This is a genomic window from Hymenobacter negativus (assembly GCF_017571495.1).
In the GTDB taxonomy this organism is placed as follows: Bacteria; Bacteroidota; Bacteroidia; order Cytophagales; family Hymenobacteraceae; genus Hymenobacter; species Hymenobacter negativus.
Window position 1 is genome coordinate 635119 of the sequence record NZ_JAGETZ010000003.1, and the last position, 16378, is coordinate 651496.

The following is a 16378-nucleotide window of genomic DNA, read 5'->3' on the forward strand; positions in this document are numbered from 1 at the left end:
AGAAAGCGAAGGGGCAAACAGGAAAGGTTAAGGCTGCACCACCACGCGCCGCGTGAGGGCACCGGCCGGGGTAGAAACGCGCACCACGTACACGCCGGCCGCCAGGGCCCGCAGGTCGAGCAGGGCGCCTGCCGTGGCGGTTGTGGCGGGCAGCGTTACGGCCCGCACGGTTTGGCCGAGCACCGTTTCCACCGTTACCGCCACCGCGGCGCTGTTGCCGGCCGGCTGCGCCAGGCGCAATGTGAGCAGGCCCTGGGTAGGGTTGGGGTAGAGGTCGAGGGCGGCCGGGGCGAGGGCGCTGGTGGTGCTGGTCACGGCAGGCACCAGGAAGCCGGCCGTGTTGTCGGTCAGGTCGTCGCTGCTGCCCTGCACAGCGTTGCTGCCCATGCCGCGCCGCGCAAAAACCTGCCAAATCAGGGCCTGATTAGCCCCGCCGAAGGTGGCGCGGTCGGCGGCCAGGATGGCGTCGCGGCCATCGAGGAAGCCGGGGCTGCAGGGTTGCAGCTTCAGCCCGTCCATGATGAGCTGCATGGTTTTGTTGTTGCCGCCCGTGCCGGTGTAGATGTTGGCATCGTAGCCGTAGCGCTGAATCATGGCCCAGTTCAGGTCCCACAGCACGGTGCACCACACAAAGCCCGTGGCGTGCTGGTCTTCCGGGTAGTTGGAGTTGGGGTAGTTGCCGTAGTTCACCCCGTTCACCGTTTGCCCAATGAAGGCGTAGGTGGCGTTGTTCACGGCAAAGTCGGTGCTGTAGGGCAGGGGCCGGATGCCTGGGCCGGTGGTGGCCTGGCCCAGAATATAGGTGCCAATGCCCCGAGCCGTGGCGCCCACATCGCCGGGCCGGGTGGTCATCCACAGCTCGAAAAAGTCGCTCCAGCCTTCGCCCATCTGCTCGGCGTTGTCGAGGCAGGCAATGGCTCCCGCCGGCCCGCCCGTGAGGCGCGTGCTGATGCCGTGGGCATACTCGTGGGCTATTACGCCGTTTTCGAAGCCGCCGTTGCGGTCGGGGGCCGGGGTGGCCCCCAGCAGCGAGCCAGCCACGGTGCCGCCGATGGCCAGCGCATTCTTGATGCGCTGGCCATCGGCGCGCGTAATCATTACCATCGGGATGCGCAGGCCCATGGTGTCGGCCGGGTCGGCGTCGAGGTGAACCAGGAAATCAAGGTTATTCACCACCACTATGGCCGTAGCGCCGGCCTGCCGGGCGTTGCGCACCTGGTTGGTGAGGGAACAGTCGTAGTTATAGTCGACCACCGCAATGTTGCCTTGCACTTGGGCCGTGTTGGTCCAGGGGCTGCGGCAGCCATAGGTTGGGTTGGGGCTGCCGTCGTTGGCCAGTACCAGGTTGCCGCTGATGGGCGTGGTGCGCGGCAGCTGCCGGCCAAAGCTGGCTGTCATCACCGCGTAGCTGCCCGCGGCTGCGGCCGGGGCCGTCACGGTCAGGCCGTTGGCCTGCGGGGTTTGCCAGGGGCCGAGCATGATTTCCGGATAGTTGTTGGCCGTGGCCCCGTCCAGCGTGGGGTTGAAGTAGGCCTCGCTGTAATTTTCCCCAATCTGGGCCCGTATGTAGTCATCGCCCACGCCCGTGCCCGAATAGTTGGTGGCCTGGAAGTTGCCGCTCGCCTCGGTAAAGCCGTAGCGCTGGCTCACGTCGTGCATCAGGTTGGCCCAGTAAAAGAGGTTAGTGAGGGCGGCCGGCTGGTTGGCCGAAGCCGAAAGGGCCGGGTCAAAGGCCGCATCGAACTCCAGCGTCGGCCCGCCATCGGGCGAAAAGCCCGCAGCGTAGTTGGCCAGCGGCGTATAGGCGTGCGCGTTGTTGCCCCGCGCCGTGGTGAATTCGGCCCCGGCGGCTCCGTTCGTATCGTGCCAGCCAAACGGAGAGGCCACGGCATCGGCCGGACTCGGAATGGCCGTGGCCGGTCCGAACAGCGGATTTTCGAGGGGCGCCGCAAATACTCGGTAGCCGTTGGCCACGGCCGGGCCCCGGGCGGCGGTGCTGCCCACCACCGCAGGAGCCGACATGGTGCTCAGGACCGTCCGGGGCTCCCGAATCACGCGGTTGCGCGCCTTCAGTACCCGGCCCGTGGTGGCATCCACCAGCACGGTCCAGGCATCGGGGCCTTTGGCCGGGTTCAGTTGCACCTGCCAGGCGGTGTGCAAGGTATTGTCGGGCTGGTGTATATATACCAATGTGGCCGGCTGCGGCGCCCTGAGCCCTGGCTGGCGCAGGTGCCGGCTGGCTGCCACCGTCGCGGCCTCGGCACCGATGGCCGGCGGGGTCAGGCGGGTGGCCTGGGCGCGCAGGTCGGTTACAAAATTGCCCGTGTGCATGAGCAATGCCCCGGCCCGGTTGAAGTGCAGGCCGACCTCGGTGCCCGGCACGGCGCGGCCGTCAAGCTGTTGGCACAGGTAGGTGTGGGCGATGCCGTTGTGCTCGTCGGCGTAGCTGCCCGTCACCGCCAGGGTACTCAGGTCGGCCTCGCGCAAGCCAAAGGCCGCGGCGTGGTCGCGCAGGTAGCGCAGCGCCGGGGCTGCCGCGACCGCCGTTGCTGCCGATGGGGTGGGAGAGGGCTGGGCCCGGGCAGCGCCGGTGCCCACCAGCAGGGCCGCTCCAACAAACATGCGAAGCGAAGCAGACCGTAGAGAATGAAGCATAAAGTAGTGGAAGTGGAAAGATGGAATGTGGCCCCATGATGCCGGAGCTACCCGGTTCGGTTGTATGGCATGCCACGAAGTTGCGGGATATTTTCGCGTCGGTCGCGTCCGCGACTAGTTAGCCGCCTATTTTTGCCCCATGACGTGGCCCCAGGCAATTAAACAGTTCGACGGCTACCTGCGCCTCGAAAAGTCGCTCTCGCCCAACTCCGTAGAGGCTTACGTGCGCGACATCAGCAAGCTGCAGCAGTTTCTTATCATGCAGCGGCTGCACGTCGGGCCTATGCAGGTGACCACTGAAGTGCTGCGCGAATTTCTTGCCACCCTGCAAGGCCTTGGCCTGAGCGCCACCTCGCAGGCCCGCACCCTCTCCGGCCTGAAGGCGTTTTTCAGCTTCCTCATCATGGAAGACCTGCTAAAGCTCGACCCCACCGACACCCTCGAAGCCCCCAAAACCGGTCGCCACCTGCCCGATACCCTCAGCTACCCCGAAATCGAGCAGCTGCTGGCCTCCATCGACCTGAGTACCGACGACGGCCTGCGTGCCCGTGCTTTTCTGGAAGTGCTCTATTCTTCCGGCCTGCGCGTGAGCGAGCTGTGCGACCTGCGCCTGAGCAACATGTACGCCGAGCAGGGCTTTATGAAAGTGGTGGGCAAGGGCAACAAGGAGCGCCTCGTGCCCGTCGGCCGCGAAGCCCTCAAGCACCTCAACTTCTACCTCAGCGGCGTCCGCGGCCACCTCGATATCAAGCCCGGTGCCGAAGACTTTGTGTTTCTGAGCCATCGGGGCCGCCCGCTCTCGCGCATCACCGTCTTCACCACGCTCAAGAAAATAGCTGACTTGGCGGGCCTGCGCAAAACCATTAGCCCGCACACCTTGCGTCATTCCTTCGCCACCCACCTCATCGAAGGCGGGGCCGACCTGCGCGCCGTGCAGGAAATGCTGGGCCACGCCAGCATCACCACCACCGAAATCTACACCCACCTCGACCGCGACTACCTGCGGCAAGTCATCACCGAGTTTCACCCACGCAGCTGAGCAACATGAAATTGCGCGATGGGGCAGAGGGGCTACCGGCGACTAATGGCCGCTAGCGCGACTTTGTCAGGCCAAATGTTCCCACCAGCGAAAGGCCCGCGCTGAAGTTGTTGAGTTCTTTGGCGGCCACCGGCATGCGGTCGTTGTTGAAATAGCGGTGGTAACTGGCCCCCGCTTCCAGCGCCAGGTGCTGGCCCAGACGGTAGCCAATACCCGCCTCCGCACCCACCGTAAGCACCGACGCGTGCGCATCGCCCGCCCCGCCTTCAACCGCTTCATTGCGCCACGATAGGCGGCCGAATCCCGTCTGAATGGTGCCTAGCGTGTAGGCTTTGGGGGCAAAATGCCATTTATTGCCGCCGGTGAGGGCATACTCGGAAAGGCGCGCGTTGCCCAGGCCCAGCTCTGCGTTGCGTAGTAAGCTACCGGGGGCAACGCTGGTTAGCTGCGAAAAGCCCAGTAACCACGTGTCGTTGAAGGTCAGGCTCACTTTGCTGCCCAAGCCATAATAGTCGCTAACGCGACTATCGCCGGAATGAAAGCGGTAGTTATTCGCTATTCCAATGGCCAATGTGAGGCGTGGGGCCGGTTCTTGGGCGAGGGCAGCATGGGAAGTGGCGAGCGCTGCGGCAGTAGTTAAAATGATGGTTTTCATGTTGTTTTCCGTTTGATTTATTTGACGAAGCAAAAGTAGAAGCGCCTTCTGGCGCGCCGGATGCGGCTTTTGACCAGCCGTAAGTATCCGTTGACGAAACGCCCCCGGTCGCCGTCGTTTTGACGAACCGCCTTTAGGCAGTGACGAACCGTTTGCGCGCCCTGACGCACCAGCCGTTCTTTGCGCGGCATCGAAACGTTACCCCCATTATGGAAATCCGGAAAAAAATTATTGCCTTCTTCTGGGCTTTCCTTTTCCTGACGGTCCTGCTGCAGCTCTCAACCAGCGAGGGCATTCCGTTTATCACGGCCCTGCTCTACACCTTGTCAGTGCTGGCTACGCTGTGGCTGTATTTTCATTACGCGTCCCGGCCGGCCCTTAAGCGCTTCATTGCCCAGCGCCGGACGGCACTTCGGGTGTTGCTCCTGCTGCTGGCTTGCACCGCGCTTACGCTCGCGCTGGCCGGCCAAGGCTACGCCCTTGTCAAGCTAACCATGCCCGCCGCCAGTGCCCGCGTGGTGCTCAACGATTCGCTGCCTTCCTTTTTTGGCCTGCTCATCCTCAGCGGCTTTGTCTCGTGCCTCCAGTACTTGTTTGACAAGTATAAAGAGTCACTCAGGCAGGAAAAGCAGATTGACGTGCTAAAGCGCAAGGCGCTGGAAATGGAATTGAATTTACTGCGCAATCAATTAAGCCCGCACTTCACTTTCAACGTGCTCAACAACCTGCACTTTCTCATTCATAAGGACAAAAACGAAGCCCTGTACCTGCTTTCTACCTACAGCAAGATACTGCGCTATTACGTGTATGAGTCGCGCAAGAAAGCCATTGCCTTCAGCCAGGAAGTCGCCTTTCTGCACGAGTACTTCAACCTGCAAATCAAGCAGCGTCCGGCCGAACTGGAAATTACCTTCGATGCGACCGAACCCGACGAGGGGTTCTGCATTGCGCCGTTTATCCTGGCTACTTTCGTCGAAAATGCCTTCAAGCATGTGCAGCCCAATACAGCCAGCGAGTATTACGTCAGGCAAACCCATTCGCTGACGCCACATGGCACAATGACTTTCGAGATAAGCAACACGTTTAGCGAAGCCCGCGAGGCCGACGAGTACAGTGGCGTCGGCCTGAAGCACGTCCGCGAGACCTTGGCGTTGGCTTACCCCTACAGCCACCAGTTACACTTGCAGCAGCAGAACGGCCTGTTTGCCGTAAAACTTGAATTAACGCTAAAAAAATGCTGAGATGCCTAGTTATCGACGATGAGCGAATAGCGCGCGAGGGCTTGCTGGAGTTTGTGAAGCAGTTTGATTTCCTGCATCCGGTCGGCGATTATGCGAACGCGCTGGCATCCATCGACCTCATCAAAAACAAGGAAGTTGACTTGATTTTCCTGGATATTGAAATGCCTGGAATCAAGGGAATTAAGTTTGCCGAAATGATAGGTGACCTTCCCGTGATGGTCATTTTCACCACGGCCTACCCTGAGTATGCGCTGAAAGGCTACAAGGTCAACGCCATCGGTTACCTGCTGAAGCCGATATTTTTCGAAGACTTTGAAAAAGCTGTGCTGAAAGCCAAAAAATGGCACGAGCTGATGCACACCGACGATGGCGAATCGGAATACTTGTTTTTCAAGGAGAATGGCGTGTCGCACCGAATCGTCGTGGAGGACATCATGTACGTGAAAAGCCTCCAGAATTACGTGCAGCTGTTCTTAAAGGACAAGCGGGTTGTTATCGTACACAACACGCTAAAAGCCGTGCAGGAATTGCTGCCCGCTAAAAAGTTTATCCAGCTGCACCGGTCTTATCTGGTGCAGAAAGCCTGTATTACCTCTATTGACGGGCAGTTTGCGCACGTTCATTCCACTGCCTTGCCAATAGCGCGGGATAGAAAGCAGCTACTGGCTGAGCTGCTCACGCAACGCGCCGCCGGAGATTTCTAAGCAACCAAGGAAACGCCACTTCGCGTTTAATAAGCATCTGCCAAGTAGCCTCTTGGCATAATTACCGAATTTCAGACAAAAACAGGTCGCCGGGTATCGCCTCTACCGCGCAACATTCGTGCGGCCAAGTGGCGTTTAGGGCCGGGTGTCGTTTCCTCTTCCTTTTCTGTAGACCGCTCACTAAAAGGCACTGCAGCCATAGAAGGGCCGGTACTCGACCTTGGAACGTCCAGTTTCAAGCCTGCATTGTGTAAATTTGGCCTTTATGCCTCTTCCGAATGGCCGATAACCGTTATAAGAACCCTCCCCCCGGCCCCTCAGCCAACCGCCCCGCCGACCCCCGGCCTACGCGGCGCAACGAGCCGCGCCCCGGCGGCCCGGCTCCCGCGCCTGCACCCGCCCCACGGGCGGAGCCCCGTCCCGCTGCTACCAACGTTCCCAAAGCCGCCCGCGCTGCCCCAGCCACTGCCCCCAAACCGCCCAAGCCACCCCGCGAACCGCGTGGCCCCCTGCCCGGCGTCGGCAATGTGCTGGGCATGCTGCGCGACCGCCGCTTCCATCTTTTCATCGGGTTTGGGATGCTGCTAGCCAGCTTGTACCTCACCATAGCCTTCACGTCTTTCCTGTTCACCGGCCATGCCGACCAGAGCGTGGTGGCCGCCATGAGCACCATTCCGGTGAAGGAAGCCGGCCAGGAATCGACTAACTGGCTGGGCCTGCTGGGGGCCTGGGCGGCGCAGCTGTTTATTTATAAGCTGTTTGGGGTGGCAGCGTTTGCGCTCATTCCCATCGTGTTTTTCCTCGGGTATAAGATTGTGTTCCGCACAGCCACTGTATCGGTGAGCTACGTGCTGGCGCTGGGCCTGTTCACCATGGCCTGGCTGAGCACGCTGCTCGGCTACGTGGTGGTGAGCCTGGCCACGCCCGGCGCCGACCCCGCACTGGCCCATCGCCTCGACTTTCTGAGCGGCGGCGTTGGTTTCGAAACCGCGTCCTGGCTCGATAGCCTTATTGGCTGGGGTACGGTGCTGCTGCTGGCCTTCGCCCTGATTTCGTTCGTGGTGTTCTTCTTCAACGTTACCAGCCTCGACCTAAGCCGCTTCCGCAGCCTCAGCACCGAAGATGATGCCGACGAAGACGCTGAACTGGAAGCCGAAATCGCCGCCGAGCTCGCTGCTGAAGCCGCGCCCGTAGCTCCCCCCGTCCCGCAGATGACGCTGAAAACCCGGCCCGTACCAGCGGCCGTTGTGGCAGAACCGGTGGCGCTGGAAGCAATTGCGGCGTCGGCTGCAACGGTGGTAGCGGGTGGTGCTACGCCTGTTCGCCCCACTTTGCAGCTAACTGACGAAGAAGATGTTGCCGAAGTAACTCCCGCGCAGGAGTTCGAGCCCGCGCCCCGTATAGGTACAGGCGTCGCGCTGAGTGTAGCGGGTGCCGTGGCGGCCCCGGTTGCGACCGCCGCTATAACGGCAGCTGGTACCGCCACCGGCTTGGCTTCGGCTGCTGCCGTAGTGGCGCCGCTGGTAGCTTCCGGCCCATCGTTCTCCATCGAAATTCCCGTAGCGGAGCCGGAAGTGAAGCCAAGTGTGCCCACGTCCACGGTTCCTACGCCTCTTTCGCTGGCTGATTTGGCCGATGGCGACCTGCCACCTGCCAAGTTGCCCAGCACCCAAGCCCCCACACCCCTGGAAGTTATCAAACCGCTGGAAATTACTGTGCCCGGCCGCGACGACCTGGACCCCAATGCCGGCGCCGACATCGCCGCCGTGGCCGATGAGGACGAGGACGCCGATGCTATGCCCAACGTCAACTACGACCCTACACTGGACCTCTCGCGCTACCTGTTCCCCACCTTGGAGTTACTCAACGACTACGGCACGCCTAAAGCCCAAGTCACCAAGGAAGAGCTGGAAGCCAACAAAGACCGCATCGTGGAGACGCTGGGCCACTACAGCATTGCCATCGCCAGCATCAAGGCCACCATCGGCCCCACGGTCACGCTCTACGAAATCGTGCCCGAAGCGGGCATTCGCATCTCCAAAATCAAGAGCCTGGAAGATGACATTGCCTTGAGTTTGGCCGCGTTAGGCATCCGCATCATCGCGCCGATTCCCGGCAAGGGCACCATCGGTATCGAGGTGCCGAATACCAAGAAGGAGATGGTGAGCATTCGCTCGGTGCTGGGCTCGGAGAAATTTGCACGCACCGAAATGGACCTGCCCATTGCCTTCGGTCGCACCATCACCAACGAAGTGTTCGTAGCTGATTTGGCCAAAATGCCCCACTTGCTCATGGCCGGTGCCACGGGCCAGGGCAAGTCGGTGGGCCTGAACGTGATTCTGGCCTCGCTGCTCTACAAGCGCCATCCTGCGCAGCTGAAGTTTGTACTCGTTGACCCCAAAAAGGTGGAACTGAGTATCTTCAATAAGATTGAGCGCCACTACTTGGCCAAGCTGCCCGACACCGACGAGGCCATCATCACCGACACGAAGAAGGTAGTAAACACGCTGAATTCGCTTTGCATGGAGATGGACCGGCGTTATGACCTCCTGAAAGAAGCCGGCTGCCGCAACCTCAAAGAGTACAACGCCAAGTTCATCGAGCGGCGCCTCAACCCGAAAAAAGGCCACCGGTTCCTGCCGTTCATCGTGCTGGTAATTGACGAGTTGGCTGACCTGATGATGACGGCCGGCAAGGAGGTGGAAACGCCCATTGCGCGTCTTGCGCAACTGGCCCGCGCCATCGGCATTCACCTCATCGTAGCCACCCAGCGCCCTTCGGTGAACGTAATTACCGGCATCATCAAGGCCAACTTCCCTTGCCGTATCTCCTTCAAGGTGACCAGCAAAATCGACTCGCGCACCATCCTGGACACCGGCGGGGCCGACCAGCTCATTGGCCAGGGCGACATGCTGTTCTCGGCTGGTTCCGACCTGATTCGGGTGCAGTGCGCTTTCATCGACACGCCGGAAGTGGACCGTGTCTGCGACTTCATCGGTGGCCAGCAGGGCTACAACGATGCCTACCTGCTACCCGAAGTGGCCGGTGCCGACGGCGACGGCGGTGGCAACGAGGAAATGGACCCCTCCGAGCGCGACACCATGTTTGAGGAAGCTGCCCGGTGCATTGTGCTTCACCAGCAGGGCAGCACCAGCCTGCTGCAGCGCAAGCTCAAGCTCGGCTACAACCGCGCCGGCCGCCTCATCGACCAGCTCCAGCACGCGGGCATCGTAGGGCCGTTTGAAGGCAGCAAGGCCCGCGATGTGCTCATTCCCGATGAGTACCAATTGGAGCAGTTGCTCAATTCGATGAAGTAAAGCAAGTACCCTAAAATTTCATTTCGGCCCGCGCCAGGTTTATTCGCTTCAACGCGAGCTGAAATGACATTTTGGAGTACTTGTTATTGAGAACTTTTTTTCTTCATTGATGCTTCATTGGCATTTTGGCCGGACGTTTGTTAAACGAATTCCGTATCTGGCTTTCCAAGCCTCGCACAAGTGCCTTCTGACCTCCTCTTTTATAATGAAAAAATCCCTCTCCCTCTTGTTGTTCGCAGCTACGCTGGCCTTGCCTGCCGCCGCCCAACAAGACCCCAAAGCCGGTAAAATCCTCGACCAGATGAGTGCCAAATACCAGGCGCTACAGGCTTTCCAGGCAACTTTCACCCAAACGCTGGAAAACCCCAGCGCCAAGGTAAAGCAGAACATCAATGGTGATATTGTGGTGAGTGGCCAAAAATTCCGGCTCAAAATCAGCGGCCAGGAAGTCATCAACGATGGCAAAACCACTTGGACCTACCTGAAGAACGAAAACGAGGTGAATATCTCCGACTCGGACCCGGATTCGCAGGAAATGTCGCCTTCCCAGATTTATACGATGTATAAAAAGGGCTACAAGTACACCTACGTGCAGCAAGTAACAGAAAGCGGCGAACCACTTGACGTGATTGAGCTGGCACCGGAAAACCGCCAGAATGACGTGTTTAAGGTGCGGCTGAAGGTGCGTAAGAAAGATGCGTCCGTGAAAAGCTGGCAGATGTTCAAAAAGAATGGCAACCAGTACACCTTCCTTATCAAGAACTTCAAGCCCAACCCACCGACCGACGCTGGCACATTTGCCTTCGACAAGGCCAAGTATAAAGGTGTGAAAGTGGTTGACCTGCGCTAGTAAACCGTTGTCATCCTGAGCAAAGCGAAGGACCTTATCTAACCGGAACAAGTTGTTCGGGTCGGATAAGGTCCTTCGCTTTGCTCAGGATGACGGTTGAAGTAGTACTTTGCCCCCAATGAAAGAAGATTTCCTCCATTACGTCTGGCAGCACCAGTACTTCGACAAGGCCGACCTGCGCACGGCCGATGGTGAGGAAATCCAGGTATTGCGCCCTGGCCAGCGCAACGCCGACGCAGGCCCTGACTTCCTGAATGCCCGCCTGCGCATTGGTGAAGTAGAGTGGAACGGCGCCGTAGAAATTCACCTGCGAGCGTCGGATTGGAACCGCCATCGGCACCAGACTGACCCGAAATACGACCAGGTTATCCTGCATGTAGTGGGCACCCATGATGCCGAAATAGCCCGTACTAACGGCAGCCACATCCCGGCCCTGGCTTTGCAGACACGCCTGGCGCCTGAGCTGCTAGCCCGCTACATGGCCTTGGTCGAAGCACCGGCCGCAGCCCCACTGCCCTGCGCGCCGTTGCTCGGCTTGGTGCCCGAAATCAGCAAAACCATGATGACCGAACGCGCGCTATTGGAACGGGTAGAGCGCAAGGCTGATGCCATCATGGAGCTGCACCAAACATTGGGGCAGGACTGGGAAGCCACTGCTTACCATGCCTTAATGGCCGCTTTCGGCTTTCAAAAAAACAGCGAGCCCCTGGCCCGTCTGGCTAAAGCGCTGCCGCTGGCCGTGCTGCGCCGCCACCGCCACGACCGGCGCCAGCTTGAAGCCCTGCTGTTTGGACAGGCGGGTTTTCTAATCGAAAATACGGAGACAGCAGCTGATGGCTATATCCAGGACCTGAGGCAGGAGCACGAGTTCCTGCGGCATAAATACAGCTTGGGTGCTGCAGCGTTGGCCGTGCACGAGTGGAACTACCTGCGTCTGCGGCCGGCCAATTTTCCGCCCGTGCGCCTGGGCCAGCTGGTGGGCCTGCTGCATGTGCGTCCGGCATTATTCGACGCGCTGCTCACGGCCCAAAGTGTGACCGCGCTGACGGAGTTTTTTCAAGCGCCCGCACCGGAATACTGGCGCACGCACTTCCGTCCCGGCCGGCCCGGTAAAGTCCCGGGCTTGGGCAAAGCCAGTATCGACCTGCTCATTACGAACGTGGTGGTGCCGCTGCGGGTAGCCTATGCCCGCTACGTGGACAAGCCCGAAGTAATAGAAAGCAGCGTGGCTTTGCTAAACGAGCTGCCCGCCGAGCATAACCAGTACACCGATGTATACGAGGCGCTTGGCTTTACACATCGCACAGCGGCCGACTCGCAGGGACTGCTGGCGCTGCACAAAAGCTACTGTGCCCCACGCCGCTGCCTACACTGTACCATTGGCAGCCGCTTGGTGCAACAACCCCGCATAGCCCGATGAAAATATTTGTTGCTGTTCTGGTTAATCTGGGGTTGCTGGCGGTTCTGGTGCCGTGGCTGCGGCGGCAATGGCAGTGGGCCGGGCCGGGGTGGTGGCGAATCGCATTTGTGCTGGGACTGGCCTTGCGGCTGGCCGTAGCCACGGTGCGCAACTGGCTGCTGCTGCACGATGCAGAATACATGCACCGCATGGGAAAGTACATCACCAGCCTTCTCTGGACGGACCGGTCAGCCTTCTGGCATACCTTCACGGATTCGGTGGTTGTCTTTCAGTTTAGCACCTACCAGGCCATGTATCAGAGCACTTCTAATACTTGGTTTCTGATAAAAATACTGGCGCTGCTGAATCTAGGGTCGTTGAGCAGTGGCCTAGTAAACAGTTTGTACTTAAGCCTGTTTACATTTATAGGGTGCTGGCAACTGGTGCGTGCCCTTGCTGTTTGCCTGCCTCGTACCCCCGCCGGAGCTGGCATAATGGCCTTCCTGCTGTGGCCGACGGTGTGGTTCTGGGACACGGGCCTGAGCAAGGAAGCCGTGCTGCTGGGCAGCGGTGCTTGGCTGGTGGCGCGGGTGTTGCACGCCTTATACGGTATGCGCGAATCCGCCGGGGGCCGGCAGTGGGTGGGGTGGTGGATGGGCACCATTGCCTTGGCGGTGCTGCACTTTTATGTACGCTATTTCTTTGCCATGCCACTTCTCGGCGTGTTGTTGGGCATTGGGCTTGCGCATGGATTGCAGCACATCGGGCTGGGCCGGCGGTATTGGGTGCAGGCGTTAGCCTTAGCGGCTGTGCTAGGCGCCGGGTTGTGGCTGGCACCGCAGCTGAGCGTGGCGTTTCGCATCAATAAGTTTACCCACCAGGTGGTGCGGGTATATGCCGATGAAATAGAGCACACCGATGGACGGCCCCACATTACCTATCCCGACCTGCGCCCCACCGTCGAGAGCATGGTTGCTCATGCTCCGCGGGCAGCGCTCAACACCTTTACTCGCCCGTGGCTGGGGGAAGCCCGACAGCCAATGTATATAGCTGCGAGCCTCGAAAATCTAATAATGATAGGGCTGTCAGCCGTGGCCTTACTGGCCCTGGCGCGGGGGAAAGGAGGACATTGCCCTTTTATATGGGGATTAGGAATAGGTATTTTCTGCCTTATCCTGGCCATGCTGGTAGGGCTGACAACCCCTAATTTCGGCCTTCTGAGCCGGTACCGAAGCGAAATAATTCCCTTTTTCGTCTTGCTGCTGCTGCAAAATGATTACGCGGCAGCCCGATTGCGCTGGCTGGCGCACAGCAAGGCGGCTGATTGAGCACGCCTGCCTATCCATTGCCAAAGCCCAGCCCGGCAGGTATCGTAACTTTGTAGCCCGCTCAGTTGTCATAAGGCGCTATATCACTCGCGTCCGAGCGCAACCCTGTCCGTTTCTTTATGGAAAATCCTGTTATCATTCTTGGTGCTCAAACCGTAGGCACCGCCGCCCTCGATGCCTTTCTCTCCAACGACGTGGTCGTTTACTGCTTGCTCGACGACGATAAAAAGCTGCAAGGCACCGAACTGCTCGACGTGCCCGTGATGGGCAACACCGACGATGGCGAACTGCTGAAACTGCTCGGTAAAAAGTGCGAAGTCTTCGTCGCTACCGAGGACACCGCCAGCCGCCGCAGCCTCACCGAAATGCTGCGTACCGAGTACGAAGCCGTGCCTGTCAACGCCATTCACGAGCGCGCCAGCGTATCCAACCACGCCACACTGGGCCATGGCAACTACATCGGTCCCAATGCTGTGGTTGCTGCCACCGCCACCCTCGGCGACGGCTGCCTGGTGGGGGCTAATGCCGTAGTAGAAGCCCGCGCCACCGTGGGTAGCTTCTCTCAATTGGGTAGTGGGGCCCTGCTTGGGGCCGACGTACAGGTTGGCGAATTGGCCTTCGTTGGCGCGGGGGCCGTTGTAGTTGCTGGCGTTAAAATCGGCGATAAAGCCCGCATCGGCGCTGGCTCCGTAGTAGTGGCCGATGTGCCCAACGGCCAAACCGTATTCGGCAACCCGGCAGTGAAAGTATAATATCTTTTGAGCGGTTGGCTTATAGCTATTGGCTGTTAACCTTTGTGCATCCAGAGCAATAGCCAGCTTCAGCTAGAAGCCAACCGCTATAAGCTCACAGCTAAAGAATATGTATCAGGTTCTTCTTTATTACTGCTATACGCCCATCGATAACCCGGAACAGTTTCGGGACGAGCACCACCGGTTGTGCTTGGAGTTGGATTTGCGCGGCCGCATCATTGTCGCGGCCGAGGGGCTGAATGGCACGGTGTCGGGCACGCGCGAAAGCTGCGCGGCTTACATGGCAGCCGTGAAAGCCGACCCGCGTTTCGACGCCCTAGAGTTTAAGATTGATGAAGTGGAAGGCCACACCTTTCAAAAGCTGCACGTGCGCGTGAAGCCGGAAATCGTGCACAGCAGCCTGCATCATGTGCGGCCTCACGAAAAAACCGGCCAGCACCTTTCGCCCGAAGAATTCAAGGCCCTTAAGGACCGAGACGATGTGGTGGTGGTGGATGTACGCTCCGATTATGAGTACAACCTTGGCCGCTTCAAAAATGCCGTGACGCTGGACATGGAAAACTTCCGCGACTTCCCCGAGCGTGTAGAACGCCTAAAGGAATTCAAGGACAAGAAAATCCTGACTTACTGCACTGGCGGTGTGAAGTGCGAAAAAGCCAGCGCCTACCTCCTGGAGCAGGGTTTCGAAAACGTGTACCAGCTGCACGGCGGCATCATTAAATACGGGATTGAGGCTGGGGGGGAGGATTTTGACGGCCAGTGCTACGTGTTCGATAACCGCGTAGCCGTGGATGTGAACCGCGTGAACCCGACCGTTATTTCGTTGTGCCAGCACTGTCACGAGCCCAGCAACCGTCTCATCAACTGCGCCAACCCGCACTGCAACGCCCACCTGCCGCTCTGCGAAGCCTGCGGTGAAGCCCTGCAAGGCGCCTGCTCGGAAGCTTGCGCCACAAACCCCGATAAGCGCGTATACGACGGCACCGGCTCCTATCCCAAGCTCAGCAACCACTACAACCCTGCGCAGGGGCTGGCGTCTTACGCCAAGTCTTAATCAGGAATGAAGAATGAGGGATAAAGCATTGGCAGATGGCCAATTTTTCCATTCTCCGTTCCTGCCTATAATACTTCATTCCTCTCGCTTCATTCCTCTTTAAAAATGATTCCCGCCTCCGAGCTCATCCTCAACCCTGACGGCAGTGTTTACCACCTCAACCTGCTGCCCGACCATATTTCCGATACCATCCTCACCGTGGGCGACCCCGGCCGGGTGGCGCAGGTAAGCCGTCATTTCGACTCCATCGAGTTCGAGGGCACGCACCGCGAATTTGTGACGCACGTGGGCTACTACCGGGGCAAGCGCCTGACCGTGCTCAGCACCGGCATGGGCACCGACAACATCGACATCGTCATGAATGAACTCGATGCGTTGGTCAACATCGACTTTCTGGCCCGCACTGTGCGTCCTGAGGAAGAGCGCATGAGCCTGCGCATCATCCGGCTGGGCACCAGCGGCAGCTTGCAGGCCGAGGTGCCCATTGGGGCGCTACTGGCCACCGAGCACGCCGTGGGGCTCGACAGCCTCGCTCAGTTCTACCCACTGATGGAAACCGGCCTGGAAACCCAGATTGCCACCGAGCTTCAGCAGACACTGGCGCTGCCGTTTGCACCCTACGTAGTGCGCGGCTCCGACCTGCTGCGCGAGCAGATTGGCGCAGGCATGGTGATGGGCAACACGCTTACCTGCCCCGGTTTCTATGGCCCACAGGGCCGCAGCCTGCGCCTCCCACTGCGCCAGCCCGACTACATTGCCCGCCTCCAGAATTTCCGCCACCACAGTGGCGAGGGCGAGTTCCGCCTCAGCAACTTTGAGATGGAAACGGCCGGCTACTATGCCCTGGGCCGCCTGCTGGGCCATGAGGTGTTATCAGTAAATGCCATTGTAGCCAACCGCGCCACCGGCGAATTCGCCGAGAATTCCAGCGCCGTGGTCGATGCCATGATTGAGCGCACTTTGCAGCGGCTGTAAAACAACCGCACAGAAGAAAAGCAAAAGCAGACCGTCATGCCGAGCGTAGTCGAGGCATGACGGTCTGCTTTTGCGTTACAGTTAGCTTAATAGAAATCAAACCCCAACACGGCCCGTAACGGCAGCGAAGCGCCCGATTTGAGGGTGAGGTGGTCAGCGTCAGCGGCCCAGACGGTGGTGGCCATGCGCTTGGTGGCGCCGTCGGCCGTTTTGAAGTAGATGTCGAGCTTGCCGTGGTAGGCATTGCCGAGCGTTACGGCACGGTCGGCGTCGGCGCGGCGGCTCTGGCGGGCAGCTAGGTCAGTGAGGACGTCTTCGTGGTCAAATTGGAGGTTGGTAATGTCTTCTTTCTCAACAATTTCGATGGAAGTAGCGACAGGGATAAAGGACATGGCGAAAAAAGCAGGGG

At 59.4% G+C, this 16378-nt stretch carries 13 protein-coding genes; 10 read left to right on the plus strand and 3 right to left on the minus strand.

The window, feature by feature from the left end; all coding sequences use genetic code 11:
• Positions 1–27: 27 nt before the first annotated feature.
• Positions 28–2655, minus strand: coding sequence for a M36 family metallopeptidase (locus J4E00_RS09575; protein ID WP_208174910.1), 2628 nt, complete (start codon positions 2653–2655; stop codon positions 28–30).
• Positions 2656–2794: 139 nt separating this feature from the next.
• Here J4E00_RS09575 and xerD point away from each other — a divergent pair, with 139 nt between their 5' ends.
• A complete protein-coding gene (gene xerD / locus J4E00_RS09580; protein ID WP_208174911.1) occupies positions 2795–3694 on the plus strand; it encodes a site-specific tyrosine recombinase XerD in 900 nt (299 codons plus the stop codon).
• A 52-nt stretch (positions 3695–3746) separates the two neighbouring features.
• On the opposite strand, the gene J4E00_RS09585 is transcribed toward xerD, so the two are convergent.
• Positions 3747–4349: an outer membrane beta-barrel protein gene (locus J4E00_RS09585; protein ID WP_208174912.1), complete on the minus strand. Its 603-nt coding sequence runs from the start codon at positions 4347–4349 to the stop codon at positions 3747–3749.
• Positions 4350–4558: 209 nt separating this feature from the next.
• Between J4E00_RS09585 and J4E00_RS09590 the strand changes: the two genes are divergently transcribed.
• The 9 genes from J4E00_RS09590 (at position 4559) to J4E00_RS09630 (ending at position 15969) form a co-directional block, all read left to right on the plus strand.
• Complete coding sequence (locus J4E00_RS09590) at positions 4559–5590, plus strand: sensor histidine kinase (RefSeq protein ID WP_208174913.1); 1032 nt, start codon at positions 4559–4561, stop codon at positions 5588–5590.
• Complete coding sequence (locus J4E00_RS09595; RefSeq protein WP_208174914.1) at positions 5584–6294, plus strand: LytR/AlgR family response regulator transcription factor; 711 nt, start codon at positions 5584–5586, stop codon at positions 6292–6294. The genes J4E00_RS09590 and J4E00_RS09595 overlap by 7 nt, the downstream gene beginning before the upstream one ends.
• A gap of 278 nt (positions 6295–6572) precedes the next feature.
• The gene (locus tag J4E00_RS09600) at positions 6573–9611 is read left to right on the plus strand and encodes an FtsK/SpoIIIE family DNA translocase (RefSeq protein ID WP_208174915.1); all 3039 of its coding nucleotides are present in this window, start codon (positions 6573–6575) and stop codon (positions 9609–9611) included.
• A 205-nt stretch (positions 9612–9816) separates the two neighbouring features.
• A complete protein-coding gene (locus J4E00_RS09605) occupies positions 9817–10461 on the plus strand; it encodes a LolA family protein (RefSeq protein ID WP_208174916.1) in 645 nt (214 codons plus the stop codon).
• A gap of 118 nt (positions 10462–10579) precedes the next feature.
• Complete coding sequence (locus tag J4E00_RS09610; RefSeq protein ID WP_208174917.1) at positions 10580–11881, plus strand: DUF2851 family protein; 1302 nt, start codon at positions 10580–10582, stop codon at positions 11879–11881.
• Positions 11878–13188 carry a hypothetical protein gene (locus J4E00_RS09615; protein ID WP_208174918.1) on the plus strand — a complete coding sequence of 437 codons (1311 nt, stop codon included), beginning with the start codon at positions 11878–11880 and terminating at the stop codon, positions 13186–13188. Before J4E00_RS09610 ends, J4E00_RS09615 begins: the two co-directional genes overlap by 4 nt.
• A gap of 119 nt (positions 13189–13307) precedes the next feature.
• The gene (locus tag J4E00_RS09620) at positions 13308–13940 is read left to right on the plus strand and encodes a NeuD/PglB/VioB family sugar acetyltransferase (RefSeq protein WP_208174919.1); all 633 of its coding nucleotides are present in this window, start codon (positions 13308–13310) and stop codon (positions 13938–13940) included.
• 109 nt (positions 13941–14049) lie between these two features.
• Positions 14050–14994: a rhodanese-related sulfurtransferase gene (locus J4E00_RS09625; RefSeq protein ID WP_208174920.1), complete on the plus strand. Its 945-nt coding sequence runs from the start codon at positions 14050–14052 to the stop codon at positions 14992–14994.
• Between the two features lie 105 nt (positions 14995–15099).
• Positions 15100–15969, plus strand: a complete 870-nt coding sequence (locus J4E00_RS09630) for a nucleoside phosphorylase (protein ID WP_208174921.1) — start codon at positions 15100–15102, stop codon at positions 15967–15969.
• Positions 15970–16055: 86 nt separating this feature from the next.
• On the opposite strand, the gene J4E00_RS09635 is transcribed toward J4E00_RS09630, so the two are convergent.
• Complete coding sequence (locus J4E00_RS09635) at positions 16056–16361, minus strand: hypothetical protein (RefSeq protein ID WP_208174922.1); 306 nt, start codon at positions 16359–16361, stop codon at positions 16056–16058.
• Positions 16362–16378 lie beyond the last annotated feature (17 nt).